Raw genomic sequence first — 23,797 nt, 5'->3', positions numbered from 1 at the left:
ACTCTGCCGCCTGATCAGGAATTTCGTAGGCGCCCGCGATCAAACGGGTGACAGTGGTGGTGTGCGCGGAGCCCGCCGGGTGTACGTCACGGGCCGGGCGGGGCCCCTGGGTCGAGCGGGTGTGCGACAGCGAGGTGGAGCGCCGGGGCAGCGGTACCCGTACGCCTGGACCCCGTTTGCACGTCCGGTGGGGTGGTACGCGAGAGTCGATGCCGGCCGGGGCACGAGCTGAGAGAGGCTGCCACTGATGCGCGCGCTGACGGTAGAACCCGGCCTGCGGAACTCCCTGCGGGTGCGCGATCTGCCCGTGCCCTCCCCGACCGGGACCGACCTCCTCGTACGCGGACTGATGATGGGCGTGTGCGGGACGGACCACGAGCTCGCCGGCGGCCAGTACGGATGGGCGCCGGCCGGCCGGGACTGGATGGTCCTGGGGCACGAGTCCCTGGGCCGGGTCGAGCAGGCCCCACCGGGCAGCTCGTTCTCCGTCGGCGACCTGGTGGCCGGTGTGGTGCGCAGGCCCGACCCCGTGCCCTGCGGAGCGTGCGCCAGGGAAGAGTTCGACATGTGCCGCAACGGACGCTACACCGAACGCGGGATCAAGGAACTCGACGGATTCGGCGCCCAGTTCTGGTGCGTGGAACCCGATTACGCGGTGCGTCTGGAACCCCGCCTGGAACGGGCGGGTGTGCTCATGGAACCGACCTCGGTGGTGGCCAAGGCGTGGGAGCAGGTGGAACGTGTCGGGGGCCGCTCCTGGTTCGAGCCGCAGCGCGTCCTGGTCACAGGAGCGGGCCCCATCGGGTTGCTGGCCGCCCTGCTGGGAACCCAGCGAGGACTCGACGTACACCTCCTCGACCAGGTGAAGGACGGCCCCAAGCCCTCCCTTGCCCGCGATGTCGGCGCCACCTACCACACGGACGACGCCCGGCACGTGATGGCCAAGCTCTGCCCCGACGTCGTCATCGAAGCCACCGGAGCCAGCGACCTGGTCTTCGCGGCGCTGTCCGGCACCGCATCCTACGGAGTGGTGTGCCTGACCGGCGTCTCACCCGCCGGGCGCGGCATCACCGTGGACGCCGGCACCCTCAACCGGGACATCGTCCTGCAGAACGACGCGGTCGTCGGCTCCGTCAACGCCAACCTGCGCCACTTCCGGCAGGCCGCCGAGGCCCTGGCACAGGCCGACGGCGACTGGCTCGACCGGCTCATCACCCGGCGGGTCCCTCTGGACCGGGCCGCCCAGGCACTGGAGTCCCGGCCCGACGACGTCAAGGTCGTCGTCGACCTGACGCAGTGACGGATCACCGCACGAGTGCCCGGTCAGGGGCGGCGCCACTGCGTGTCCCAGCCGGTCCGGGTGCCTCCCGAGCACCGCGCGGTGGAGACCGTCCTGCGGGGGGCGTCGAAGGGGACCACCCAGGGGCCGTACGCCACCCCGTTGGTGCAGTGCACCACCGCGCGGTACTCCTGGTAGGGCACCCAGCCGTCCGGCCGGCAGCTGGTGGAGAAGTAGGTGCCCGGCTTCAGGTCCCACCCGGAGTCGCAGATGATGTTCGGCGGAGTCGGGTCCACGGCGGAAGCAGCCGAGCCGGTGCCGGAGGCCGCAGGCACTTCCGAGGGCGGAGCGGCAGCCGCCACGGGTGGGACGAGCACCGCTGACACGGCGAGGCCGAGCGCGGCGACGGAGACGGGGAGCGAGCGGACAAGGGCGCGACGAGGCATGGGACTCCTTGGGTGGGGGCGGTCCGGCCCGGCGGCGACACGCCCGGACCGATGACGGTGTCCCCCGGGACCATCCGATTACCTCGGCCGGGACCGTCCGATCGCCCCGGCCGGGGCACCGCGCGGCTCCGGACGAGCCGTCGCCCCGAGTGACGCCGCCGTACGGACTCACCCTCGCCCGGCCCGGTCGCACGCCGGTCACTTCCCGGTCACTCCCCGCGGGGTCCCTGCCCGCAGGCCCCTGTCCGCAGACGGCTCCCCGCAGGCGGGCCGTGCCGAGCGGCGGCACGGCCCGCCGAGAGCGCCACCGCACCTCCCGGCACACCTCGTCGCGCGGACCCGAGGCGCGCCGCGCGGCCTACTTGTCCGGCCCGGCCTCGGTCCACGCGGCGCGCAACGCCTTCTTGTCCACCTTGCCGACCTTGGTCGTGGGCAGGCGGTCCAGCAGGACCGTCCTGCGGGGTGTGTACAGCTCTCCCAGTTCGGCCCTCACCGCCTCACCGACCGCCCTGGGGTCGACGTCGGCGCCGTCCGCCGTGGCCAGGAAGACCTGCACCGCCTCCCCGTACTCCTCGTCGGGTACGCCCAGTGCCGCCGCGTTGCGCACGCCGGGCAGGGTGAGCAGGAAGTCCTCCAGCACCCGGGAGTAGACGTTGTCGCTGGTGCTGCCAGTGACGATGATGTCCTTGGCCCGGTCGACGAGGTAGAGATGGCCCTCGTCGTCGAGGTAACCCATGTCCCCGGTGCGCAGCCAGCCGTCGTGCAGCGCCTCGGCGGTGCGCTCCGGGTCCTCGTAGTAACCGAGCATCACCGACTTTCCCCGTACGCAGACCTCGCCGACCCGCTTGGCGGGCAGGGGCTCCGTGCCGTCCTCCCCGCGGATCTCGATCTCGGTGTCCGATATCGCCCGGCCGCAGCTGCGCCAGAGTTCGGGCCGCCGGGCCGCCTCGGAGGCGAGCTCCTCCGCGCCGAACGCGGTGATGCCCAGCGCCTCGGACTGTCCGTAGCCCTGGCTGAGCACGGGACCGAGGACGGCGACCGCCTGTTGCAGCCGGGCGGGCGAGGAGGCCGCGCCTCCGACGACGACGCGCCGGAGCGCGGGCAGGGCTCCCGGCGTGCACCGCGGGTGGTCGAGGAGGGCGTACAGCATGGGCGGTACGAACATCACGGCGGTGATCCGCTCCTCGCGCAGCACCTCCAGCGCGGACCCGGGCTCGAACTCGGGCAGCACGACGAGGACGGACCCCGTCACCAGCGCCTGGATCGCGGTGAGGTGCCCGCTCCCGTGCGTGAGGAGCGTGGCGGCGAGCACCCGGTGCCGGTCCGGGGCCGTGACCGGGCCGGGGGCGGGGACGGAACCCGGGGCACGGGCCGGGGCCGGAACCGGAGCGGGCCGCGCGGTCAGGAAGGCGCCCGGCCCCGAGTCCTCGGAAGTGCTGCGCGTCAGGTCCACCAGCGCGTCGTAGAGGCGGTGGCTGTGCGAGGCGAGCTTGGGGCGGCCCAGCGTGCCACCGGTGTAGAGGACGGTGACGGACTCGTCCGCACCCGCCGCGGGCACGCCCTCGGGACGTACCGGGGGGCACTCGGCTGCCAGGGCCAGCAGGTCGGCGCACTGCTCCTCGCAGGGCCCGAGGCTGAGCAGTACGGGTGCGTGGGCGCTGCGGCCGGCCGCGGCGGCGGCCCGCCGCGCGAAGAGCGGGTCGGTGACCACCGCGCGTGCCTTGGACTGCTCGACCAGCGCGGCGAGTTCGCCGGGTCCCGGCTCGGGCGGCAGGAAGACCACGCGGCAGCCGATGAGGTGGACCGCGAGCTGTACCAGGACGGAGTCCACCCGGTTGGCGAGGAAGAGCCCCACGCCGTCGCCCGGCACGAGCCCCTGCCTGCGCAGCGCGTGCCCCAGGCGGAACAGCCGTCGGCGTGCCTGCGCCCTGGTCAGCCGCTGGGCGCCCTGGACGAGCGCCTCCGCGTCCTGGTCCTCGTGCCAGTGCTCCAGGACGTGGTCCAGGTACGTCCGTCGCTCGTGGGTCTGCTGTGTGTCAACGATCATTGCTATATACAAACATGATCATTGCTATATACAAACATCCAGGCGGGTGCCGTTCTCCCGCAGGGAGGCTCCTTCGGGTGCGGGGCCGCGGAGCACCATGCCCCACCCCTCGGCGGGAACGGGAAGCGCAGGTCGTCCGCTGAGTTGACCGGGCGTCAGCGGTCAGGCGCTGTCGATCAGATGGTCGACGACGTCGGCGAGGCTGCCGCGGGTCCGGTGGGCGGCGCGTTGCCGCTCCGCGCCGTTGCCGTGGGCGCGCTGGAGCGACCAGAGGGTGTGGACGAGCTTGCTGTCGCCGTGACTCAGCAGAGCGGGCCGCAGCCGGGACAGGAGCCGGTCCAGCTGGCCGACGGCGGGGGACAGCCCGCCGGTGGTCAGGTCGATGACCTGCCCGGCCAGGCCGTGGCGGGCCGCACGCCAGCAGGCGGCCCGCAGCATCTCCGGCTCCGGCCGGAACGCCGGCTCGTCGGCGGCGATGGCGTGCAGCGCGTCCGCGGTCATCGCTCTGAGGATGCCCGCGAGCAGTACGGTCTCGCCCGGGGTGGTGGTCGCGTCGGCGAAGCGGAACTCCAGCGTGGGTACGTGGTGGGAGGGCCGGATGTCCCAGTACAGGCCGCCGCGGTCCATGACGGTGCCGGTGGCGATGAAGCCTGCGACGAGGTCCTCGAAGTGGGCGAGGGACTCGAAGTACGGCGGCGGCCCCGCCACCGGCCACCGGCCCCAGGTGGTGGTGCGCCAGCTGGCGTAGCCGGTGTCGCGGCCCGCCCAGAAGGGCGAGTTGCCGGTGAGGGCGATCAGGACCGGAATCCAGGGGCGCAGGTGGTTGCTGACCCGCACCGCGGTGGCGAGGTCGGGAACGCCGATGTGGATGTGGCAGGCGCAGGCGCTCTGTTCATCGTCCAGCGAACGGAACATCGCGGCACTTCTGGCGTAACGGGGGCTCCCGGTCAACGGCGGCGGAGTGGCCTGGCCGAGGACCGGGGTGCCGCTGGAGATGATCCGCAGGCCGTGCCGCGCCGCCGCCCGCGCGACGGTCGCACGTGTGGAGCGGACCTGCTCGGCGAACTCCGCCAGGCTGCTGTGGGCGTCGGTGCGCACCTCGACCTGATAACGCGTCAGCTCCGGGCCGACGCGGTCGCCGAGCTCACCCGCCGCTTCGGCCACCACCTCCGGGCCGGCCGCGCTCACCGCCCGGGACACCGGGTCGACCAGGAGGTACTCCTCCTCCGCGCCCATGGTCAGCGGGACGGGCACACCCGCGATGGTCCGGCCGCGGCCACGACCCGCGGAAGGCCCCCGGGGACCGGCAGGGGTACGCCCTGTAGTCGTCATGGTCACCATGCTGGCACCGAAGGCCCGCACGGGGCGGACCTTCGCGGCGGAATGGCGCGTACGGGGGCCGACCGGTGCCAACGGTCCGGACGGCGGCCCGTGTTCGGGTGGAGGTGCTCCCGTGGGCACGCGTGCCGGAGCTGAGCACCGTAACCGGCGGTAAGAGCGCCGGTGGCCGGCAGGCGGGGGAGTCCGGTCGCCGCTGCGGGGAGCGGACGGCGGGGCCGCTCGATTGTTGGCTCGATCAGGTTCTTCGGCGTCGGCGGGCGAGCGTCGCCGTGCGAGGCGCCGCCTCTCTTGTCGAGTGTCACTAAGTGACATATTGTCGTTGAGAGACAGAAGCGGAGAGGTGGCAGGGCGCCGTGGCGGAGACGAAGCGGAGCGCGGGCGGAATGAGTGACCAGCGGCGTGAGCGGCTGCGGCTGGAGATCTCGCGGGAAGCCGCGCGCCTGTTCTGGGAGCAGGGCGTGGCCGCCACCGGCGGTGACCAGATCGCCGAGGCGGTGGGCCTGTCCACGCGGACCATCTGGCGCCACTTCCGCAGCAAGGAGAGCTGCGCCGAGCCGATCGTCATGCAGGGCGTCGTCACCCTGCTGAGCGTGCTGCGCAGCTGGCCCCGGGAGAGTTCCCTCGAAGACCACCTCACCGCCGAACTGAACCGGCTCCGGCAGGAGGCGCCGCCCGTCAGCCACGCCGACGAGATGCTCGCCATGCAGATGATCCGGCTCGCCGACACCGAACCGGCGCTCCGTACGGCCTGGCTGATGGCCTGCGACCAGACGGAACGGCAGCTGCGGTCGATCATCGGGGGCCGCCTGGACCGCCCCGAAGACGACCTCGACGTACGGGTGCACGCCGCGGCAGCCGCGGCGGTCATCCGGGTGCTGGACGAGCACATCGGGGCGGCCGTCCTGTCCGGTGCCGACCTCACGGAGTTCTCCGACGTGCCGGAGCTCGCCGGACGGTTCGCCCAGGCCATCCGCACCGCCACCGGGGGAGTGGTGGGGAACCCCGTGGCGTGACACCGCGGGCCCGCCCGGCATTGCGGGTCCTGCCGCCGGGCACCGCGGGCCCGCCCGGCGGCTGCGGGCCCTGTCGCCCGACACCGCGAGTGCCGCCCTCCTTCGGGCGTCACGAGCCCCGCCGCCCGGCACCGCCGCCCCCGCAGAGCGCGCGCAAGGGCGGGGCCGACGCAGCCCTCCTCGGGGAGCGCACCTCGACCCACGGACCACGTATCCGACAAGGAGTGTCCTCATGCCGACCGTTCCGAACGACGCGCCGAACCATGCCCAGAACGACGCGCCGAACCATGCCCAGAACGACGCGCCGAACCATGCCCAGAACGACGTCCCGAACGACGTGCCGAACGACGTGCCGGACGACGTGCCGGACGACGTCCCGGACGCGGCCCCGAAAGCCGTCCCGCACCAGGACCCGAACCGCCTCCCGCACCACTCCCCGCCCCATGCCCCCCTCCTCGCCGTCGAGGACTTCTTCGCCCCGCCCGCCCGCGTCGCGGCCTCGATCTCGCCCGACGGCACCCGCATCGCCTACCTCGCCCCCTGGCGCGAGCGGCTCAACGTATGGGTGGAGAGCCTCGACGCGGGCGAGCCGGCGCGCTGCGTCACCGCGGACGACAACCGCAGCGTGCACACCTTCCGCTGGACCGACGACCCCCGGTGGCTGCTGTACGCCCAGGACGACGACGGCGACGAGAACTGGCACGTCTACCGCGTCGACCTGGACGATCCCGACGCCGAGGCGTTCGACCTCACCCCCTACCCCGGGGCCACCGCCGTGGCCTGGGAGACGTCGCCCGCCCGTCCGGGCAGGATGACCGTGCACCTGAACCACCGCAGTCCCGCCGAGTTCGACCTCTGCGAAGTCGACATCGCCACCGGCGAGCTGACGGTCGTCGCGCAGAACCCGGGCCGGTTCGCCGGACTCCTGCCGACTCCGGACGGGAAGCTGTACGCCCAGATCTGGACACCCGGCGGAGAGATCGACTTCGCCCAGTGGGACCCGGAGACGGGAGCCCTGCGCCCGGTGGCCACCTTCGACGGAGCCGAACACCCCGTGGGGATCAACCCGTTCCAGCCCACCCCGGACGGCACCGGCGTGTGGATCGCCTCCTACGGGGACACCGACCACCTCGGCATCGCCCGGCTCGACCTGGCCAGCGGTACGCAGACCCCGGTCGACAGCCACCCGGGACTCGACCTCGACACCCGCTCCAGTGTCTTCCCCACCATGCCGGAACCGCTGATCCTCGACCGCGGCACCGGAGAGCTCCTCGGCGTGCGCTACCTCGGCGAGCGCCAGGTCGTCCATGCGCTGGACCCCCACTTCGCCGCAGTCCTGGAGAACCTGGAGAAGCTCTCCGAAGGCGAACTGGCCTCCGTGTCCGGTGACACGAGCGGCCGGCGCTGGGTCGTCAGCTTCAGCCACCCCCTCGACCCGGGCGCCACCTACTTCTACGACCACTCCACCGGCGAAAGCCGCTTCCTGTTCCGCCCCCTGCCGGGACTGGATCCCGCGACCCTCGCCCCCGTGGCCCCGGTCACGATCACCGCGCGGGACGGGCTGGGCCTCCCCTCGTACCTGACGCTGCCCCGCGGGGCCGAGCCGCGCGGGCTGCCCCTGGTCCTGCTGGTGCACGGCGGCCCCTGGCACCGCGACAGCCTGCGGTTCGACCCCACGGCCCAACTGCTCGCCAACCGCGGCTGCGCCGTCCTCCAGGTGAACTTCCGCGGCTCCACCGGATTCGGCAAGTCCTTCCTCCAGGCCGGCGTCGGGGAACTGGCGGGCAGGATGCACGACGACCTGATCGACGCCGTCGACTGGGCCGTCGCCGAGGGGTACGCCGACCGCGACCGCGTGGGCATCTTCGGTGGCTCGTACGGCGGTTACGCCACGCTGGTCGGCGTCACCTTCACCCCCGACGTGTTCGCCGCCGCGATCGACTTCTGCGGCATCTCCAACCTCGTCACCTTCCTGCGGAACGTACCGGAGTTCGTGAAGCCGTCGCTGTACAACAACTGGTACCGCTACGCCGGGAACCCCGACGACCCCGCGCAGGAGGCGGAACTGCTCGCCCGCTCGCCGATCAGCCGGGTCGACGCGATCCGTACCCCGCTGATGGTGATCCAGGGCGGCAACGACGTCCGCGTCACCCGGGCCGAGTCCGACCAGATCGTCGAGGCGCTCCGCGCCCGGGGCGTCGACGTCGAGTACATGGTCAAGGACGACGAGGGCCACGGCTTCGTCAACCCGGAGAACAACATCGACATGTACCACGCGGCCGACCGCTTCCTCTCCCGCCACCTGGGCACTCGCGCCGGTACGGACCGGAATGCGGCAGGACGCGCCGGGAGGCGGCAGCCGCGGTAGCGCCGGTACGCGGCAGCAGACAGCACATGCCGGCAACACCCCCCTTACCCCGGTGAGTTGATCCGCCATGACTGAACAGATACGCCTCACCGCCCCGCGTCCCCGAAGGCCCGGCCCACCGCCCTGGAGCAGATGGGCGGTGCCACGGGCATGGTCTGCACGATGCTGCCGATTGTGGCCTTCGTGCTCGCCAACGCCTCCCTGGGCCTGACGCCCGCGATCTTCACCGCCGTCGGAGCCGGCGTCGCGCTCTCCGTCCTGCGCCTGGTCCGCAAGGAACCCGTACAGCCCGCCCTGTCCGGCCTGTTCGGTGTCGCGGTCGCCTCCTTCGTCGCCTGGAAGACCGGCTCGGCGAAGGGCTACTGCCTGCTGGGCATCTGGTCGAGCCTCGTGCTCGGAGCGGTCTTCCTCCTCTCCGTCCTGGTCCGCCGGCCCCTGGCGGGAATCATCTGGGGCGCGCTGAACAGCACCGGGACCGCCTGGCTGAAGGACAAGCCGTCGGTCCGCTCCTACGACATCGCCACCCTCGCGCTCACCGGTGTGTTCGCGGCCAGGTTCGTCGTCCAGCAGTGGCTGTACGAGGAGGACTCCACGGGCCGGCTCGCCTTCGCGCGGATCGCCATGGGCCACCCGCTGCTCGCGCCGGCCCTCCTGGCAGTCGTCTGGGCCGCCCGGCGGTCCGGCCGGCGGCTCAGGGCGCGGACCGGCCCCGGGGCCCGACGGGAGGCCGGCCGCCCGGCCGGACGGCAGCCCCGGCCCCCGCCCGCCGGCCGCAGGGTGGGGCGGGCAACCCGGGGCGCTGGGCACGCGTCCTTCCGCATGAGCGGGACGGCGCATCCGCCGCCCACACACCGACGGGGACATGTGATGAGTGACAAGGCCCGCAGGCTCTTTGAGGCCCTCGATCTGGACGGCGACGGGCTGCTGTCCCGGGAGGAGGTGATCGTCGCCCTGCGGGCGAAGGGCCCGTCGCTGGCCGCAGCGGGCGTGATCCCGTCCTGGGGCGTGCAGGACACCGACGCGTCCTCCGCCCTGTTCGACGCCGCCGACCAGAACGGCGACGCCGTACTGTCCTTCGAGGAGTTCACCGCGGTGGTGGACCGCCGGTTCGGCTGGAACTGACCGCGCTCCCTCAGCCGGTACGGGCTGCCCCGGGGCCGCGGGTCAGTGGGTGAGGCCGGCGTCGCGGGCCAGGAGAGCGGCCTGTACCCGGTTGGTGACGTGCAGGGCGGTCAGGATGCGGCTGACGTGTGCCTTGACGGTGCTCTCGCGCATTCCGAGCCCCTGGGCGATCTCGGCATTGGTGTCCCCCTCGGCGAGCAGGGCCAGCACGTCCTTCTCGCGGGGGGTCAGGCGGTCGACGCGCCGGCGGGCGGAGGCGGCCCGCGGGTGGTGGGTGTGGTGGTAGCGGTCGATGAGGCGTCGGGCGGCGCTGGGGTGGAGCATGGCCGAGCCCGCCGCGACGAGGTGGACGGCGCGCAGGATCTCGGCCGGGTCGGTGTCCTTGAGCAGGAAGCCGTCGGCTCCTGCGGCGAGCGCGTCGTACACGTAGGCGTCGAGGTCGAAGGTGGTCAGGGTGATGACCCTCGGCGGACGGGGCAGGGCGCACAGCCGTGAGGTGGTGGTGATGCCGTCCATGCGGGGCATGCGGACGTCGACCAGGGCGACATCGACGTGGTGGGCGGTGGCCTGCTCGACGGCGGCCAGTCCGTCGGCGGCCTGGGCGACGACTTCGATTCCCTCGTCGTTGCCGAGGAGGTCGGTCAGCCCGAGGCGTACGAGGGCGTCGTCGTCGACGACCATGACGTGGATCACGTGCGAGTGCCGTTCTGTTCGGTGAGGGGGTGCGGGATACGGGCGGCCAGCCGCCAGGCCCCGGCGCCGCCCGGGCCGGCGTGCAGGTGGCCGCCGAGCGCCTCGACGCGCTCGCGCAGACCCACGAGGCCGAACCCCGAGGGCACCACGGGTGCGCCGCCCGCCCCGGGTGCGCCGGGGGCGTTGATGACCTCGATGAGGGTGGCGGGCGGGCCGTAGTCGATCCGGATGCCGACGGGTGCGCCGGTGGCGTGCTTGCGGGCGTTGGTCAGTGCCTCCTGCACCAGCCGGAAGACGGCGAGCCGGTGCGCCGCGGGAGCCCGTTCCGGCGTGCCCTCGATGGTGGTGTCGACGAGCTGCCCGGCGGTGCGCGCCTGCTCGATCACCTCCTCCACGTCGCGCAGAACCGGCGCGGGCCGGCCGGCGGAGGGGGTGTGGTCGGGGGCGGGGTCGCTGCGCAGGGCGCCCAGGACGTCGCGCAGGTCGGTCAGGGCGTCGGTGGAGGCGCTGCGCAGCAGGGCGAGGCGTTCGGCGACCTGGGCGGGCAGGGGGTCCTTCCTGGTGGCCAGAACACCGGTGTGCAGGGCGATCAGGCTCAGGCGGTGGGCGAGTACGTCGTGCATCTCCGCGGCGATCGCGGACCGTTCGGCGGCGCGCGTGGCCTGCTCGCGCAGCTCCCGCTCGACGCGCAGCCGCTCGACCTGCCCGGCCAGGGCCTCCACCAGGCGGCGGCGGCTTCCCGCCCACAGCCCGAGGGCGACCGCCAGTGCCAGGAGGAGGGCGGGCCCGTACGAGCGGGTGGCCAGCAGGCTCAGCGCGGGATGCACCAGCACGTTGGTGAGCAGCGCGACACCCGCGCCGGTGACAGCCGGCCAGGCGCGTCCACGCGAGGCCAGATGGAACAGGGCGACCAGCAGCGGCAGCACCAGGCCCCACAGCCCTGCCGCGGCCACCGTCACCGCGGTCACCGCCAGGGGCCGGCGCCGCCGCACCGCCAGCGACAGGCCCGCGACCGCGCCGGCGACCACCGACGGCTCACCCAGACCCTGCCCGGAAGCGATGGCGGCGTCCCGCATCGACGACGCGGTCACCACAAGGACCATCACCACGTCGGCCCAGACCGGCCACCGCACCACGCTGCTCCTGCTCACTCCGTCACCCTAAGCAGCCCCCGTGCCGCCCGCCCTCCGCCGACCGGCCCGCGGCACCCCCTACTTTCGTAGGGGAATGGCGTCGCACAAGGGAGGATTCACAGGGGACCGGCGATTCGTAGCGTCGAAGCCATGAACAACTGGACCCCCTCACCCGATCGTGCCCTCGCGCAACGCAACGCCGAGGGCCGGCTGTTCCTCCGCGAAGCAGTCCGCGACCTGCGCACCACCGGCGCCATCGCCCCCAGCGGCAGAGCTCTGGCCCGCCTGCTCACCGACCCGGTCGCCGGGAGCGGCACGCGGCCCCTGAACGTCCTGGAGGCGGGGGCGGGCACCGGCTCGGTCACGCGCACCCTCATCCACCGGCTCTCCGCGGGCAGCCGGCTGGACATCGTCGAGGCCAACCGCCGCTTCGCCGACCGGCTGCGCCGCCTCGTCCACGACCACCCGCACCTGGCAGGAGAGCGGGAACGGATCCGGGTCCACCACACCCTCGTCGAGCACCTCGGCACCGACCGCCACTACGACGTGATCGTCTCCGGTCTGCCCTTCACCAACTTCACCCCCGCCGAGGTCGAGACGATCATGGACCGGTACCTGGATCTGCTGCACCCCGGCGGCACGCTCACCTACTTCGCCTACCGCGGCACCCGTTACGCACGCACCCTGACCACCTCGCGTGCCGGAGCCCGCCGCCACCGGGCCGTCGAAGACGTTCTGGCGGCCTACCAGCGCCGGTACGCCACGGGCTGCCGGAGCGTCTGGGGCAACCTGCCCCCGGCGAAGGTCTGGCAACTGCGCCGGCCGGCCGGCCCGGCCGCCTCCGCGGCCCCGGCGATGCCCCGGACCGTACCGGCCGGCGCGCGCCGATGACCACGCCGACCACGCTGCTCGGCCAGGTGCCCGCCCCGGCCGCCTACGCGGTCCTGGCCGCCGCGGTGCTCGTCGAGTCCGTGCTGCTGATCGGCGCGTTCGTTCCCACCCTGGCCCTGCTGCTGACCGCCGGGGCACTGGCCCGCACCGGCGAGCTGAACCTCCTCCTGGTCATCGCCACCGCCTCGTGCGCGGTCGTGGCCGGCGACGCTCTGGGCCACCGCACCGGGCACCTGCTGGGCAGCCGCCTGCGCACCGGCCGTGCCGGGCACCGCATCCCCGCCGCCGCATAACGGCGCGCCGATGTCCTCATGGCGCGACGCGGTGGCCGGGCCGTCCTCCTCACCCGTTTCGTACCTGTCGTACGCACCCTGGCCCCGCACCTGGCGGGCGCCACGGGGGTGCCCTACCGCCGCATCGCCCCCTCCAGCCTGCTCGCCGCACCCCTGTGGGCCGGCGCGGAAGCCGGCGCCGGATACGCGGCGGCCACCTCCCTCCAGCACGCCCTCGCAGTGGGCGGCCCGGTCCTCGCCCTCGCCGCCGGCGCGACCGCCGCTGCGATCCTGACCACGGCCGGAATCCGCCGACGCGCGGCAGCGGGACTCAGGCGTCCGGCTCCGCCAGCACCCTCTCCATCCGTGCGAGCCGGGCGCGGACCCGGGCGGCACCGCGGTACTGCCTGATCAAGGCAACCGCGAGGACCCCTGTTCCGACGGCCAGGACGACGTGGCCGGCGACCAGCATGAAGGCGGCCAGCAGTACGAAGACCGCCAGGCCCGTCACCGCGGCCCATCCCGTCACCGGCCGTTGCCGGCCGATCTGCATCCGGACCAGTTCGGCCATGACGCGACGGTCCCGGGGATCGTGGGGAATCCGTTCCTGCCGCAGGTGCCGCAGCAGCACCGCCGCGTGCCGCACGGAAACACCGGTCCTCCTCTGGAGGCTCACCATCATCCGGTCGTTGAGCCAGGCGCCGAGCACCGAGAGCACCAGGCCGAGCGCCATCACCCGGACCCAGCCCGTGTTCCCCGCCGCCCAGCACACCCCGGCGGCCACGGCGCACCCGACGACGGTCACCGCCACGAACGACGCGGGCCGCGTGTCGTGCCAGCGGCCCTCGGCCTCCCAGTCGATGCCAGGTGCCGCGGGAGCCCCCGGCCCCGCCTCCGGTCCTGGTCCGGATCCCGCATCGGGTATCGCGTCGTTCACCGCACCGCTCCGTCCTCCTGTTTCCAGGAACCCTGTCGCAGGCGGATGGTACGTATCCGGCGCGCCCGCGCCAACTCGCCGCCCGTTACGGCAGATTAACCCCACGGCCCGACGGCTCGAACGGTTCTCACCACGGGCTGTTCCCACCACTCGCGCGCACCACAGGGCCTGACGCGCCCGTCGCCCGCCGGCCGGGCCCGGCCCTCTCACTTCCTGACGCGGTCGAATTCCTCCTGCCCAAGTGCCCGGTGGGGGAGGGGAGTCGGCTTGTCCCGGTCGCGGCGCGGGCCACCGACGCGTGGGCCACCGACCGCTGCTCCGTCGACCACCTCTCTAAAAAAGTTCGCGGCAACTGTCACACCGACGAAGCATTCCGCACCTGTAGCAGGCGACAGCAGTACTGACCGAAGGAGAGCACAAGAATGAACACCGACCCTCGGCCACGCCGCAGCCGCCTGAGCGGTGCCGCAGTCGCCGCAACAACTGTCGCCGCCCTCTACGACAGGATCGTTCTGCTCGGGCCCACCGGGACTTCCGCCACAACCATCGGGCTCGCCAGCGCACAGCAACACTGCACACCCCGGCCCCCCCCACGTTCCTTCCGGGCCGGACGCTATGCCGGGAGACCAGACACAGTCGCCCCTTCCGGGAGCCCCGACCAGACGATCAAAGGCGAGTACGCCTCCTGGCAGCTCCTGCTGAGGCCCGCCGACGACGACCAGGACGACGTCCCGCCCTCGGCCACGGCACCTGCGGTGACCGTCTCGGCCGCCGCCGACGCCACCCGCATCGAGGTCGTCCAGCCGGTCGGCACCGGGGCGGACCTGTCCGACGACCGCGCAGCGGACGTCATCGTCGAGGGGAGCCCGTACGCGGTGCAGCCGCCCGCCGGAAGCGTCCGGACCCTCACCCGACTGATCTCCTGCGATGGCGGGATCTGCGGAGGCTGGCGAGGGTTGGGGGTGCGGTCCATGTCGGCCGAACCCCTCTTTCCCTCCCTGAAGGAGCTCCGTTATGTCTGAACGCAACACCACCATTCGCAGCCTGCACGATCTTGGTCTGGCGGCCTGGTTCGGCGGCTCACTGATGGGGGCGATCGGTCTCAACGGTGCGGCCGAGGACGAAGGCGGCACGCAGACGACCCGAGACCGGATCTCGTCGTCGGGATGGGCGAAGTGGACGCCGGTCAACGCCGCCGCGATCGGCGCGCACCTGTTCGGCGGTGGTGGACTGCTCGCCGTGAACGCGCACCGCGTCGCCACCCAGCAGGGCGTGGCCGCCTCCACCACGGCCAAGACCGTGGTCACCGCCGCGGCTCTGGCCGCCACGGCCTATGCCCGGGTTCTGGGCAAGAAAGTCGAGCTGGCCTCCTCCTCCGACCCTGCTGACACCGAGAAAGCAGCCAAGCACCCGATCGACCTGGACAAGGCGCGACGGCAGCTGCACCTGGCGCAGTGGGCGGTGCCGGCCCTGACCGGATGCCTGGTGGTGCTCAACGCCCTGCACGGCGAACAGCAGCGCCCGAGCGAGCAGATCCCCGGTATGTGGGAGCGGGCACGCTCCATGGCCCACCTGATGCCATGAAGCCGCGCGGTATGCAGCGGGGCCGGGCAGCCACCACGCCTGTTCCCCATGAGGGCACCGGGCGCGAGCCCTACGTCCTCACCTCCGTCGGCCTGGCCGCCAGGGAGGGCCTCAGCCTGAGCCGGTGGAAGGCTCTGTGACGCTGATCGTCGACTCGTAGTCCGTCAAGGCGGCTTCCACCGTCGGCCGGGACAACCGCGGCTATGACGCGGGCAAAAAGATCAACGGTCGCAAGAGACACCTCGTCGTCGACACCCTGGGCCGGCCCGTGATGAGTACGGTGACGGCGGGCGGCGTCCGCGACGAGGTCGTCGCCCGAGACCAGCTCTGGCGCCTGCGGCTCGCCCACCCACAGATCACCCAGGTCTGGGCGGGCTCCGCCTACGCCCGCGACCTGCTACCCGCCTGGGCCGCAGGTCACCTCTGGTGACCCTGCGGCCCGTGCTGCAACCCAAGGGCACGCGTGGCTTCGTCGTCCTGCCCCGGCGCTGGAAAGCCGAACGCTCCCTCGGCTGGACCATGAACGCCCGCCGCAACGCCAGGGACCATGAGCGACTGCCCCAACCTGCCGAAGCCCATCTGAACTGGGCATTCATCACACTCATGACCCGGCGCCTGACCCGCAACGGGTGCACCCCGAGCTGGACGAAGAAGCCGCGGCCCGCAGACAGCTGACATCCCTCGCCACCACCGCGCCCAGCTCCGCCACGGGGGTCGAAAGACGAGCTAAAGCGAGCACAGACCTGAGCACTTGCCCACTGCCTCAACGAAGCGAGCGACTCCCCCGGTGGCACCACCGGGATCGCGCATGCCCTCGCCGCCGGCTCCGCCGTTGCGGGGAAGGTCCAGGGGCAGTTGGTTGAGGTTGCTCAGCACTCCGCTGCCCTGCGTCGTAAGGGCCACGGCCGTGACCTGCTTGTTCATGTTGATCATCGTGTTGTCGAAGGCGGCGTTGCCGATCCCCACGATGTTCTCGCTCGCTGCGGCTGAGGCGGCCGGAAGGGCTGCACCGGCGGCGATCATCCCCGTGAGTGCGGCCAGACGGAACGTGATGCTGGTCGTGGCGGGCACAGCGCTCCCGAAGCAGGAAAGGCGATGGGCCGGCCACCAAACAACGAATTATCCAATCCCGGGTCACGACAACGGCTCCTGCGCCCTGGTTCACAGCAGTTCGCCGACGCCCCAGGTGGTGCTGATGTCGTTCAGCCACCGGTCCGGCAGCTCCCCGTTCCACCGTGCCGCCAGTGCGTACCGGGAGCGGACAGCCACCAGCTGCTCCAGGACGATCAGCGACACCGGGTGGGCGAGCAGTTCGCACCTCCCGTGCCTGGCCGTTGCGGACTGCGGCCCGTACTCCGCGAACAGCCGCACCAGCCGCTCGCGGTGGGTGTCCACGAACTCCTCCAGCCGGGCCGGGTACGCCGCCCGTTGCTCCTCGGGGACCACCGACCACAGCACGGGCAGGACCTCTCCTGTCATCCCGGCGTCGAAGCGTGCGTGCACGGCGAACTGCGCGTAGGAACAGACCGCGACGGCCAACGCCGCAACCGCCAAGCCCTCCCGCACCTCTTCCGCCGCCCGCTCCACCGGCCTGCTGGTGTATGCATCCGTGCTCATCGCGCCGCCGCCTTTTTCGCCGTCGTCCACCGCATCCCCAGCGCGTCCAGCTCGGCCCGGCGTTCGGCGGGGAGCTTGTCGGCACGCTTACGGATGTTGTCCAACACCATCCCCAACTTCACGTCCACTACTCCAAGGCCGCCAGAGCCGCTCTGAACGTCTCCCGCGCCGTGCGACTCCACGGACTCCACATGCTTCCTCGGCACCCGAAGGTGCCCCTCACGGGCATGAAACGCCTTCGCCGCCGCGAGGGTGAGCCTCCACTTGTCATCCCGCGTGCGCTTCACCGGCCGCTCCGACTCGTCAGCCGGTTCGAGCCCGAGGGCGTTCTCCAGGAGCCCCTACTGCGCCGGTTGCAGCGCATCCCACCCGAACCGGCATCCCTGCACCCATCGCCCGAGGTCCTCGCTCTGGAGACGATCTCACCGGCCTCCATCGGCATGCTCCCGCCGTTCTCCAGGTGCTGCTGCACCAGCCGCAGACACCGCTGCCAGCCCGCGTCCCACACCGGGCACCACCCGGGGTCGATCTCATCAAGGGCGTCCCGCCGCTCCCGCGACACCCCCCGGCCGCGGGGCCCTCCGGCAGCCCTGCCTCCATCTGCTCCGCACGCGCACCCGCCAGCTGGGCCGCCGTACGCAGGTTCTTCGCCCACACCCCGACGGGGTACCCGTCCCACACCGCAGTGGTCGGCGGCAAGAAGTGGCTGCTGGTGAGTCGAACGAATGCCCGCAAGGCATCCAGCGCCTTCGACCCGCACCAACCCGTGCCTTGCGCTGTATCACGTGACGCAGCGATCGCGTGGCAGGGGCCCGCCGGCTGCGTCACGCCCCGCCAGGTGAGGCTTCGGCGGCGAAGGTGACACGAGCCGTATGACCGGAAGCCGGCGAACCGTCTTCACGCGGACCGCTCCATTTCGGCCAGGCGTAGACGACTAGTGGGCAACATGTACGGGCCATCTATCGATGTCGCCCCTCGTGTACCAGTGTGCGGAGTGTCCCCGGCACTCCGTCGGGCCACATCCGGCGCACCCGAGCAGGCACCGACGGCCGGCGGCCCCGCGAACTTGCCGGTGATTGGCTCGGCCGAGGGCCTGACCCCTGACGTACGCCCGCTGTCTTTCGGAAGGGAACCGACACCCACATGAACATGGCCGCCGCTCCTTCTCCCGCGACCGCGGCCGGTACCGGAGGGCTGAGCCCTGCGAGAGCGCGGTTCACCAAGCGCTGGACGCCGCGTCTGGTCGCGTTCGGAGAATTCATCGACGGCTATGACCTGCTCGTCATGGGCTCGGCGCTGCTCTTCCTCAAACCGGCCTTCGACCTGACGCCCACCGAGGTGGGCTGGCTCGGCGCCATCGCGTTCATCGGCGCCGCTGTGGGCCTCGTCGTCTTCGGCGACCTGTCCGACCGGTTCGGCCGCAAGGTCATCTTCGTCATCAACCTGGGTTTCTTCGTCGTCGCCTCCCTGGCTGCCGCGTTCGTGACGGAGGTCTGGCAATTGATGCTGGCCCGGTTCTTCATCGGCGTCGCCGTCGGCATGGACATCCCCACCTCACACGCCTTCCTCACGGAGATAGCCCCGAGAGCGAGGCGCGGCCGGGTCGCCGGATCGCTGCCCAACATGATGTGGCTCGGCGGTGCGATCACCAGCGTGCTCATCGCCCTCGCGCTGCGCGGCGTGACGGGGGAGAACACCTGGCGCTGGCTGTTCGGATTCGCAGCGGTCCCCGCACTCGGTGTCCTGATCGCCCGTCAGTTCCTGCCGGAGTCGCCGCGCTGGCTGCGTGCGCAGGGGCGCCACGACGAGGCAAGGGAAGTGTTCACGATCCTGGGCGTCGAGGAACCCGCCACTCCTGCCGAGCACCTGAGGAAGAAGCGGAAGCTGCGTGAACTGTTCACCCTCGGCACGGGGCCGCGCCTCGCGGCGGTCACGGGGTTCTTCGCGCTCCAGGCATTTGGAGGCGCGGTCGCCACCATCGCGGGCCCGCTCGTCATGCAGGCCAGTGGAATCGGCGCACAGTACTCCCTGTGGTTCTCGCTGGCAGGTTTCGCGGCAGGTCTGTGCGCCGTCGTGGCCGGCGCCCAGCTGATCGACCGTATCAACCGCAGAACACTGGGCATCTGGTCCTGCGTCGGCGTCTTTCTGGCAGGGCTGGGCATCGCCTTCCTCGGCCCGAAGGCCTCGGGACTTCTGCTGGCCTTCTTCGTCCTCTACTCCCTGCTCACCTGGTTCGGACCCGGCGTACTGTCCTGGGTGTGGTCGTCCGAGGCGTTCCCGACACATCTGCGCGGCCTCGGCAGCGGCATCGCGCAGGCCGTCACCCGGCTCATGATCGCGCTGAACGTGATCCTCGCACCCCACCTCCTGGAGCGGTTCGGGCTACGCTCCATCGCCCTCTACGCGTCCGCCTACCTGCTCGCCGCAGCCGTCGTCGCCGCCTCGCCCTTCCTCGCCACCACGGGGAAGGAACTGGAAGACATCAACATCCACCGCGCATAGACGAGCAAGGCCGTACCCACCCCAACTCCCCGTCGCAACCAGCGACCGCCGGACACCACCTGCCTCAACCACCCACCCCGCACGAACAGAAGGTGACCTTGATGACCACCGCAGTCGTTCTCGGCGCCGCGGGCGGGATCGGCCGCGCCGTGGTGGCCCGGCTGCTCGCCGACGGCACCCCTGTCATCGCCGTCGACCAGGACCCGGCCGTGCACGACCTGCCCGGCGTGACCATCGCGTTCGACGGTGATGCCACCGGCCAGGCCCTGCTCGACCGTGCTCTGGACGCCGCTCCCGAGCCGCCCTCGATCCTCGTGCACGCGCTGTTGAGCGAACACCGCGCCCCGCTCCAGGACCTGGCGCCCGAACACTGGCACCGGGTCCTGGACGTCGGGCTCGTCTCGGCGTGGCAGGCGGCCACCGCACTCGTCCGCCGCCACCCCGCCGGCCGACCCGCCTCCCTCGTCCTGATCGGCTCGGTGCACGCCCACGCCGCCTCTCCCGGCTTCGCCCCGTACGCCGTGGCCAAAGCGGGCCTCGGAGCCCTGGCCCGCGCTGCCGCCACCGAATGGGGACACCTGGGAGTGCGTACCAACGTCGTCGAGCCGAGCTTCGTCGCAGTGGAGCGCAACGCCCACCGCTGGCGCGACCCCGCAGAACGGGACCGGATCCGCGCGGCCCACCCCCTGGAGCGCCTGTGCTCCCCCCAGGAGGTCGCCGAGGTGGTCGCATTCCTCTCCGGGCCCGCGTCCTCGTACGTCAACGGAGTCTGCCTGCCAGTGGACGGCGGAGCACTGTCGGTCCTGCCGGAAGTACACCTCAGCCGCAACGACCCCCCGCCGCCGACGACAGTCCACCTGCCTGAGGGACTGGAGCAGTGACAGCACAACGGGACCACGGCTCGACGCCACCGGCGACGGGAACCTGAAAGCTGCCCCTCCGGTGTCACCCGTAGCAACACCGTGCCGTGCGCGGGCACCGTCGCGCCGCATACGTCCACGCCTGCAACCCGGCACGTCCTTCCGCCCGGCGCCCCCGAGTACGAAAGCCTCTACCCCGCACCAGGAAACAGCGGAACTATGCACCCACCGCCTGCCCCCGCGATCGTTCGGATGACCTGCACCTCCACCCCTACCGGGGCCGACTCAGCCCGGGAGCGCACGTGAGTTCACCGACCGGCGCCAGCATGTGTCCGCCGTCGCCAGCGCACCACCACACGGCCGCACCATTTCGCTCCGCGCCGTGGACGCCGAGGTCATGCCGGGGACACACCGGCCAGACCTGCCGGGTCCATTCGTGCAGGCTTTCCTGAATCATGATCGTCAGATTGGTCAGTGCCACGGTCGGGTCGTCGCACATGCCCGCCAGGATGGGGCCGCCTCAGTTGAACCCGGGTCGAAACCCACGTCGTCCAGGATGCGCCGGGCCAGGGCCGTCATCTCCGCCGACGACACCTGAGCAGGATTCCGCTCGATGACCTCCAGGACGGCGTCGCTGTCATGGAACGAGCCGAGCAGTTCGCAGGCGAGGGCGACCACGTTCTGCGGGTCGAGGTTTCCCTCGCGCAGACCGAGGCAGACCGTTTGCTCCAACTGCTCAGTACCCACCCCGCCATCAACCATGGCGTTGCTCACCGGCACGGTACCCCGACGCGCGGGTCTGCATTTGATGTCCTCCGTTGCTGCTGCGCGTCGCGCTTCTTTCACTGTGCGGACGTCAGGTGGTTGCATCGCTGTCGGGCCCTGGTCGGCGGTACCGGTATGGGTGCGGATGTCGTCGGGTTGGTGAGGTGTGGTGTCGCTTTCCGGGGGCGTCCCACCCGAACCGGCATCCCTGCACTCACCGCCCGAGGTTCTCGCCCTGGACGACGACCTCACCAGCCTCCATCGGCATGCTGCCACCGTGCTCCAGGTGGTTCTGCACCAACCGCAGGTACCGCTGCCAGCCCGCGTCCCACACCGGCGCCCACCCAGGATCGATCTCATCCAGGACGTCCCGTCGCTCCTGCGACAGCCCGCCCGTGGCAGCCCCCTTCGGCAGCCCGGCCCCCGCCTGCTCCGCTTCCCAAGGCAGACACCGAAGAGGGATCGTCCCTTGACCCGTTTGGCGGCAATGCGTCACTCGTGCTGGTGATGCCTGAGGGCTGCAGGAGTGGCGGACCCTGTGGCTGCCGCATCTCTTCCCTGACCGGCCGGCACTTGTCCGGCTGCTACCTGAAAGGAACTCTCGTGCTGCGTACGACCTTGGGCGTTTTGGCCGCTGCTTCGGCCCTGGCACTGGGCTTCAGCGGATCCGTCTCCGCCGCCCCGGTCCCGGTGACCGGTCTCAACTGCGACGGTGACACTTACAAGTGCACCGCCGACCTCCGGTTCGGCGACGGCAACTGGAAGGCGGACTGGGACGCCCGCGTCTACCACCAGAACCGCTCGGCCGACCACCGTGCCGCCGCCCCGGTTCCGGTCACGGGCGCCACCTGCGACGGTGACACCGGAAAGTGCCTGGCCGCTCTCAAGTTCGGTGACGGAAACTGGAAGGCGGAGTGGTCGGTCCGTGTCTTCCACCAGAACCGCTCGGCCGTAAACCGCGTGGCCGCCCCTGTTCCGGTGACGGGCCTGGCATGCGACGGTGACACCTACAAGTGCACGGCCGACCTCCGGTTCGGCGACGGCAACTGGAAGGCGGACTGGAACGTCAGGGTCTTCCACCAGGGCTAACGAGCCCGTGCATGGTAAGTGGTGAGATATCGAGGCTGTTCGTGTCGCACCACGGGGGTGGTGGGGAACGTGGCTCGGGCAACGATCGCCAGCAACCGTCGGATTACCAGTCCGACAGCCGACGTGATCGGTGAACTCGTCGTTGGTATCGGTCCGTTGTGACATGCCCGCCATCAGGCCAGGGCGTGTCTCACGACGGCGGAGCGAGCCGTGGGGGCCGGTGCGAAGCACCAGTTGGTGTTCGTCGACCGGCTGCCGGCCACTCTGGTCCACCTGCGTCATGGTGCCACCCACCACGTGCTGGCCTGCTGGTTCGATGGGGACCGCTCCACTGTCACCCGCACCGTCAACGAGGTGTGGCCCTTGCTCGCCGGGCGGGGCTGCACCGTCGTCCCCGGCCCCCGCCCGCGCACCCTCGCAGAGGCCGTCAACCACCTCGGCACCAGCAGAAAGACCGGGATCACCGACGGCACGGAAATCCGTGTCCGACGCCCCGCGGCCAAGAGCAGGGGCCGGGAGAAATCCATTCCCGGCAAGAACAAGCAGAACGCCGTGAAATCAATGGCGGTCACGGACGGCGAAGGGCACGTGCTGTGGTGCAGCCCGGCCTTGCCCGCAAGCTGCCCGGACATCACCCACGCCCGCCCGTTGGGCTTGGTCCAACTCGGGCGTCGTACGAACGGGCTGCGTCGTCATGCCGGCCACCCTTTCACAGAGATGCGACAGTTGGAACTCACGTTCGATCCGCACTCGCGAACTTGCGACCGCGCGTCTGCCCGCCGGGCAGCAGGAGTGCCGGCACCAGCCCGAGGGCGGCCAGTCCGGGCAGCACCGACAGGGTGGGGGTCAGTACGAACGCGTCCCGGAAGGCGGCGGACCTTGACGGCATCAGGCTGGCGGCGACAGCGATACCGAAGACCGGGCCGATGTTCATGGCGGTTTGTTTGAGGCCGCCGACGACACCGGCGTACCCGGACGGAGCGTCACCGACCACGGTTTCGGTGGTGGTGACCATCACGGTGGCGAACCCCGCCCCCAGCAGACCGAAGGCCACCCATGCCCCGGCCGGTCCGGCAGGTCCCGCGCCGGTCAGCGTCAGGGCCAGTGCCGCGAGGGCCGCGGATACCAGGGCGACACCCACGACCGCGGTACGGCACGCCCCGTACCGGCGCAGCGCCCTGCTCGCCACGGGTGCGCCGAGCACCATGAGCGCGGTCATCGGCATCACCCGCATTCCGCTGGCGAGCGCGTCCAGGCCCAGAACGTCCTGGAGGTGGAACGTCGTCGCGAACAGCGCCCCGAACATGGCTCCACCGCTGACCAACAGCATCACCATCGACGCGGTCACCGGCACGGATCGTGCCACCGCCGCCGGCACGATCGGGTACGCGGCCCTGTGTTCGTGCACCCCGAACCCGGCCGAGGCCACCGCCGCGACGGCGAGCCCGAACAAGGTTCGGGCCGCACCCCAGCCATACGCCGGCACCCCGGACAGCGTGTGCACCAGCACCGCGAGCGCGCCCGCCAGCAGGACCGCGCCGGTGAGGTCGAGGCGTTGCGGTCCTGCGGCGCGCGAAGACGGGACCGGCACCCGCAGGGCAAGGGTGAAGGCCGCGAGCAGGAGCGCGACCGGGACGTTGATCCAGAAGACGGCCTGCCAGCCGAAGTGCGCGACCAGCACCCCGCCGAGCAGCGGCCCCGTCGCCGCCGACACCCCGATCGCACTGGTACGCAGGGCGACTGCCCCGCCGAACGCCGACGGAGTGCAGACGTCCAGTGCGCACGGGCCGAATTGGAGCATGGCCCTCTTGTCTGTCCTGCCGCTCGGCGTCCCTGAC

23 protein-coding genes and 3 pseudogenes are annotated in these 23,797 nt (G+C 71.7%); 15 read left to right on the top strand and 11 right to left on the bottom strand.

All coding sequences use genetic code 11. The features are described from left to right. The first annotated feature begins 247 nt into the window (after positions 1-247). Positions 248-1,300 carry a glucose 1-dehydrogenase gene (locus tag ACIP93_RS24825; RefSeq protein WP_401761798.1) on the top strand — a complete coding sequence of 351 codons (1,053 nt, stop codon included), beginning with the start codon at positions 248-250 and terminating at the stop codon, positions 1,298-1,300. A 23-nt stretch (positions 1,301-1,323) separates the two neighbouring features. Here the strand turns inward: ACIP93_RS24825 and ACIP93_RS24820 are convergent, their stop codons facing one another. From ACIP93_RS24820 to ACIP93_RS24810, 3 genes are all read right to left on the bottom strand, one after another. Continuing rightward, positions 1,324-1,725 carry a hypothetical protein gene (locus ACIP93_RS24820; protein ID WP_401761797.1) on the bottom strand — a complete coding sequence of 134 codons (402 nt, stop codon included), beginning with the start codon at positions 1,723-1,725 and terminating at the stop codon, positions 1,324-1,326. A gap of 358 nt (positions 1,726-2,083) precedes the next feature. Then, positions 2,084-3,772 carry a class I adenylate-forming enzyme family protein gene (locus tag ACIP93_RS24815; RefSeq protein ID WP_401761795.1) on the bottom strand — a complete coding sequence of 563 codons (1,689 nt, stop codon included), beginning with the start codon at positions 3,770-3,772 and terminating at the stop codon, positions 2,084-2,086. A gap of 162 nt (positions 3,773-3,934) precedes the next feature. Then, complete coding sequence (locus tag ACIP93_RS24810) at positions 3,935-5,026, bottom strand: glutamate--cysteine ligase (protein ID WP_401761793.1); 1,092 nt, start codon at positions 5,024-5,026, stop codon at positions 3,935-3,937. A 440-nt stretch (positions 5,027-5,466) separates the two neighbouring features. On the opposite strand from ACIP93_RS24810, the gene ACIP93_RS24805 reads away from it, so the two are divergent. The 4 genes and pseudogenes from ACIP93_RS24805 (at position 5,467) to ACIP93_RS24790 (ending at position 9,616) form a co-directional block, all read left to right on the top strand. Then, positions 5,467-6,126: a helix-turn-helix domain-containing protein gene (locus tag ACIP93_RS24805; RefSeq protein ID WP_345227078.1), complete on the top strand. Its 660-nt coding sequence runs from the start codon at positions 5,467-5,469 to the stop codon at positions 6,124-6,126. Between the two features lie 232 nt (positions 6,127-6,358). Next, a complete protein-coding gene (locus tag ACIP93_RS24800) occupies positions 6,359-8,494 on the top strand; it encodes a prolyl oligopeptidase family serine peptidase (protein WP_401761791.1) in 2,136 nt (711 codons plus the stop codon). Positions 8,495-8,626: 132 nt separating this feature from the next. Next, a pseudogene (locus tag ACIP93_RS24795) lies at positions 8,627-9,169 on the top strand (DUF3159 domain-containing protein); the annotation flags it as partial. Positions 9,170-9,361: 192 nt separating this feature from the next. Further along, positions 9,362-9,616 (top strand): EF-hand domain-containing protein, encoded by a 255-nt coding sequence (locus tag ACIP93_RS24790; RefSeq protein WP_401762042.1) that lies wholly within the window; start codon positions 9,362-9,364, stop codon positions 9,614-9,616. Positions 9,617-9,658: 42 nt separating this feature from the next. Here the strand turns inward: ACIP93_RS24790 and ACIP93_RS24785 are convergent, their stop codons facing one another. Beyond that, a complete protein-coding gene (locus tag ACIP93_RS24785) occupies positions 9,659-10,309 on the bottom strand; it encodes a response regulator (protein ID WP_401761789.1) in 651 nt (216 codons plus the stop codon). Further along, positions 10,306-11,412: a sensor histidine kinase gene (locus tag ACIP93_RS24780; RefSeq protein ID WP_401762040.1), complete on the bottom strand. Its 1,107-nt coding sequence runs from the start codon at positions 11,410-11,412 to the stop codon at positions 10,306-10,308. The genes ACIP93_RS24785 and ACIP93_RS24780 overlap by 4 nt, the downstream gene beginning before the upstream one ends. A gap of 180 nt (positions 11,413-11,592) precedes the next feature. On the opposite strand from ACIP93_RS24780, the gene ACIP93_RS24775 reads away from it, so the two are divergent. Genes ACIP93_RS24775 through ACIP93_RS24765 form a run of 3 tightly spaced genes read left to right on the top strand, consistent with a single transcriptional unit; the run spans position 11,593 to position 13,016 of the window. Further along, positions 11,593-12,333: a class I SAM-dependent methyltransferase gene (locus ACIP93_RS24775; protein ID WP_401761787.1), complete on the top strand. Its 741-nt coding sequence runs from the start codon at positions 11,593-11,595 to the stop codon at positions 12,331-12,333. Further along, the gene (locus tag ACIP93_RS24770) at positions 12,330-12,626 is read left to right on the top strand and encodes a hypothetical protein (protein ID WP_401761785.1); all 297 of its coding nucleotides are present in this window, start codon (positions 12,330-12,332) and stop codon (positions 12,624-12,626) included. Before ACIP93_RS24775 ends, ACIP93_RS24770 begins: the two co-directional genes overlap by 4 nt. Before the next feature lie 18 nt (positions 12,627-12,644). Beyond that, the gene (locus ACIP93_RS24765) at positions 12,645-13,016 is read left to right on the top strand and encodes a DedA family protein (protein WP_401761783.1); all 372 of its coding nucleotides are present in this window, start codon (positions 12,645-12,647) and stop codon (positions 13,014-13,016) included. Here ACIP93_RS24765 and ACIP93_RS24760 read toward each other — a convergent pair. Further along, positions 12,937-13,542, bottom strand: coding sequence for a hypothetical protein (locus tag ACIP93_RS24760; RefSeq protein ID WP_401761781.1), 606 nt, complete (start codon positions 13,540-13,542; stop codon positions 12,937-12,939). The two genes, ACIP93_RS24765 and ACIP93_RS24760, sit on opposite strands and share 80 nt — an antisense overlap. Before the next feature lie 422 nt (positions 13,543-13,964). Here ACIP93_RS24760 and ACIP93_RS24755 point away from each other — a divergent pair, with 422 nt between their 5' ends. The 3 genes and pseudogenes from ACIP93_RS24755 to ACIP93_RS24745 all read left to right on the top strand — a co-directional run. Continuing rightward, complete coding sequence (locus ACIP93_RS24755; protein WP_401761779.1) at positions 13,965-14,564, top strand: hypothetical protein; 600 nt, start codon at positions 13,965-13,967, stop codon at positions 14,562-14,564. Further along, positions 14,557-15,126 (top strand): hypothetical protein, encoded by a 570-nt coding sequence (locus tag ACIP93_RS24750; RefSeq protein WP_401761777.1) that lies wholly within the window; start codon positions 14,557-14,559, stop codon positions 15,124-15,126. Before ACIP93_RS24755 ends, ACIP93_RS24750 begins: the two co-directional genes overlap by 8 nt. A gap of 160 nt (positions 15,127-15,286) precedes the next feature. Further along, positions 15,287-15,798 (top strand): annotated as a pseudogene (locus tag ACIP93_RS24745) (transposase); the annotation flags it as partial. 54 nt (positions 15,799-15,852) lie between these two features. Here ACIP93_RS24745 and ACIP93_RS24740 read toward each other — a convergent pair. The 3 genes from ACIP93_RS24740 to ACIP93_RS24730 all read right to left on the bottom strand — a co-directional run bounded on the left by ACIP93_RS24740 (position 15,853) and on the right by ACIP93_RS24730 (position 17,030). Further along, positions 15,853-16,197, bottom strand: a complete 345-nt coding sequence (locus tag ACIP93_RS24740; RefSeq protein WP_401761775.1) for a hypothetical protein — start codon at positions 16,195-16,197, stop codon at positions 15,853-15,855. A gap of 90 nt (positions 16,198-16,287) precedes the next feature. Beyond that, positions 16,288-16,743: a hypothetical protein gene (locus tag ACIP93_RS24735; protein WP_401761774.1), complete on the bottom strand. Its 456-nt coding sequence runs from the start codon at positions 16,741-16,743 to the stop codon at positions 16,288-16,290. Beyond that, on the bottom strand, positions 16,740-17,030 hold the full coding sequence (locus ACIP93_RS24730; RefSeq protein ID WP_401761772.1) for a helicase associated domain-containing protein: 291 nt from the start codon (positions 17,028-17,030) through the stop codon (positions 16,740-16,742). The genes ACIP93_RS24735 and ACIP93_RS24730 overlap by 4 nt, the downstream gene beginning before the upstream one ends. A gap of 856 nt (positions 17,031-17,886) precedes the next feature. On the opposite strand from ACIP93_RS24730, the gene ACIP93_RS24725 reads away from it, so the two are divergent. Further along, complete coding sequence (locus tag ACIP93_RS24725; RefSeq protein WP_401761770.1) at positions 17,887-19,245, top strand: MFS transporter; 1,359 nt, start codon at positions 17,887-17,889, stop codon at positions 19,243-19,245. Between the two features lie 101 nt (positions 19,246-19,346). Continuing rightward, positions 19,347-20,126 (top strand): SDR family NAD(P)-dependent oxidoreductase, encoded by a 780-nt coding sequence (locus tag ACIP93_RS24720; RefSeq protein WP_401761769.1) that lies wholly within the window; start codon positions 19,347-19,349, stop codon positions 20,124-20,126. 450 nt (positions 20,127-20,576) lie between these two features. Here the strand turns inward: ACIP93_RS24720 and ACIP93_RS24715 are convergent, their stop codons facing one another. Then, a complete protein-coding gene (locus ACIP93_RS24715) occupies positions 20,577-20,879 on the bottom strand; it encodes a hypothetical protein (RefSeq protein WP_401761767.1) in 303 nt (100 codons plus the stop codon). Positions 20,880-21,473: 594 nt separating this feature from the next. On the opposite strand from ACIP93_RS24715, the gene ACIP93_RS24710 reads away from it, so the two are divergent. Both ACIP93_RS24710 and ACIP93_RS24705 read left to right on the top strand, forming a co-directional pair. Continuing rightward, positions 21,474-21,959: a hypothetical protein gene (locus ACIP93_RS24710; protein ID WP_345227059.1), complete on the top strand. Its 486-nt coding sequence runs from the start codon at positions 21,474-21,476 to the stop codon at positions 21,957-21,959. A 210-nt stretch (positions 21,960-22,169) separates the two neighbouring features. Next, positions 22,170-22,610 (top strand): annotated as a pseudogene (locus tag ACIP93_RS24705) (transposase family protein); the annotation flags it as partial. An 82-nt stretch (positions 22,611-22,692) separates the two neighbouring features. Here ACIP93_RS24705 and ACIP93_RS24700 read toward each other — a convergent pair. Beyond that, the gene (locus ACIP93_RS24700; RefSeq protein WP_401761765.1) at positions 22,693-23,760 is read right to left on the bottom strand and encodes an MFS transporter; all 1,068 of its coding nucleotides are present in this window, start codon (positions 23,758-23,760) and stop codon (positions 22,693-22,695) included. Between the last annotated feature and the right edge of the window lie 37 nt (positions 23,761-23,797).

The sequence above is a fragment of the Streptomyces sp. NPDC088745 genome, from assembly GCF_044751045.1.
GTDB lineage: Bacteria > Actinomycetota > Actinomycetes > Streptomycetales > Streptomycetaceae > Streptomyces > Streptomyces cremeus.
This window is presented reverse-complemented; position numbering and strand designations above follow the sequence as displayed.

Coding starts and splice junctions, on each gene's coding strand:
- ACIP93_RS24825 (WP_401761798.1), top strand. CDS start 248: ATGCGCGCGCTGACGGTAGAACCCGGCCTGCGGAACTCCCTGCGGGTG.
- ACIP93_RS24820 (WP_401761797.1), bottom strand. CDS start 1,725: ATGCCTCGTCGCGCCCTTGTCCGCTCGCTCCCCGTCTCCGTCGCCGCG.
- ACIP93_RS24815 (WP_401761795.1), bottom strand. CDS start 3,772: ATGATCGTTGACACACAGCAGACCCACGAGCGACGGACGTACCTGGAC.
- ACIP93_RS24800 (WP_401761791.1), top strand. CDS start 6,359: ATGCCGACCGTTCCGAACGACGCGCCGAACCATGCCCAGAACGACGCG.
- ACIP93_RS24790 (WP_401762042.1), top strand. CDS start 9,362: ATGAGTGACAAGGCCCGCAGGCTCTTTGAGGCCCTCGATCTGGACGGC.
- ACIP93_RS24780 (WP_401762040.1), bottom strand. CDS start 11,412: ATGGTCCTTGTGGTGACCGCGTCGTCGATGCGGGACGCCGCCATCGCT.
- ACIP93_RS24775 (WP_401761787.1), top strand. CDS start 11,593: ATGAACAACTGGACCCCCTCACCCGATCGTGCCCTCGCGCAACGCAAC.
- ACIP93_RS24770 (WP_401761785.1), top strand. CDS start 12,330: ATGACCACGCCGACCACGCTGCTCGGCCAGGTGCCCGCCCCGGCCGCC.
- ACIP93_RS24765 (WP_401761783.1), top strand. CDS start 12,645: ATGGCGCGACGCGGTGGCCGGGCCGTCCTCCTCACCCGTTTCGTACCT.
- ACIP93_RS24755 (WP_401761779.1), top strand. CDS start 13,965: ATGAACACCGACCCTCGGCCACGCCGCAGCCGCCTGAGCGGTGCCGCA.
- ACIP93_RS24750 (WP_401761777.1), top strand. CDS start 14,557: ATGTCTGAACGCAACACCACCATTCGCAGCCTGCACGATCTTGGTCTG.
- ACIP93_RS24735 (WP_401761774.1), bottom strand. CDS start 16,743: ATGAGCACGGATGCATACACCAGCAGGCCGGTGGAGCGGGCGGCGGAA.
- ACIP93_RS24725 (WP_401761770.1), top strand. CDS start 17,887: ATGAACATGGCCGCCGCTCCTTCTCCCGCGACCGCGGCCGGTACCGGA.
- ACIP93_RS24720 (WP_401761769.1), top strand. CDS start 19,347: ATGACCACCGCAGTCGTTCTCGGCGCCGCGGGCGGGATCGGCCGCGCC.
- ACIP93_RS24700 (WP_401761765.1), bottom strand. CDS start 23,760: ATGCTCCAATTCGGCCCGTGCGCACTGGACGTCTGCACTCCGTCGGCG.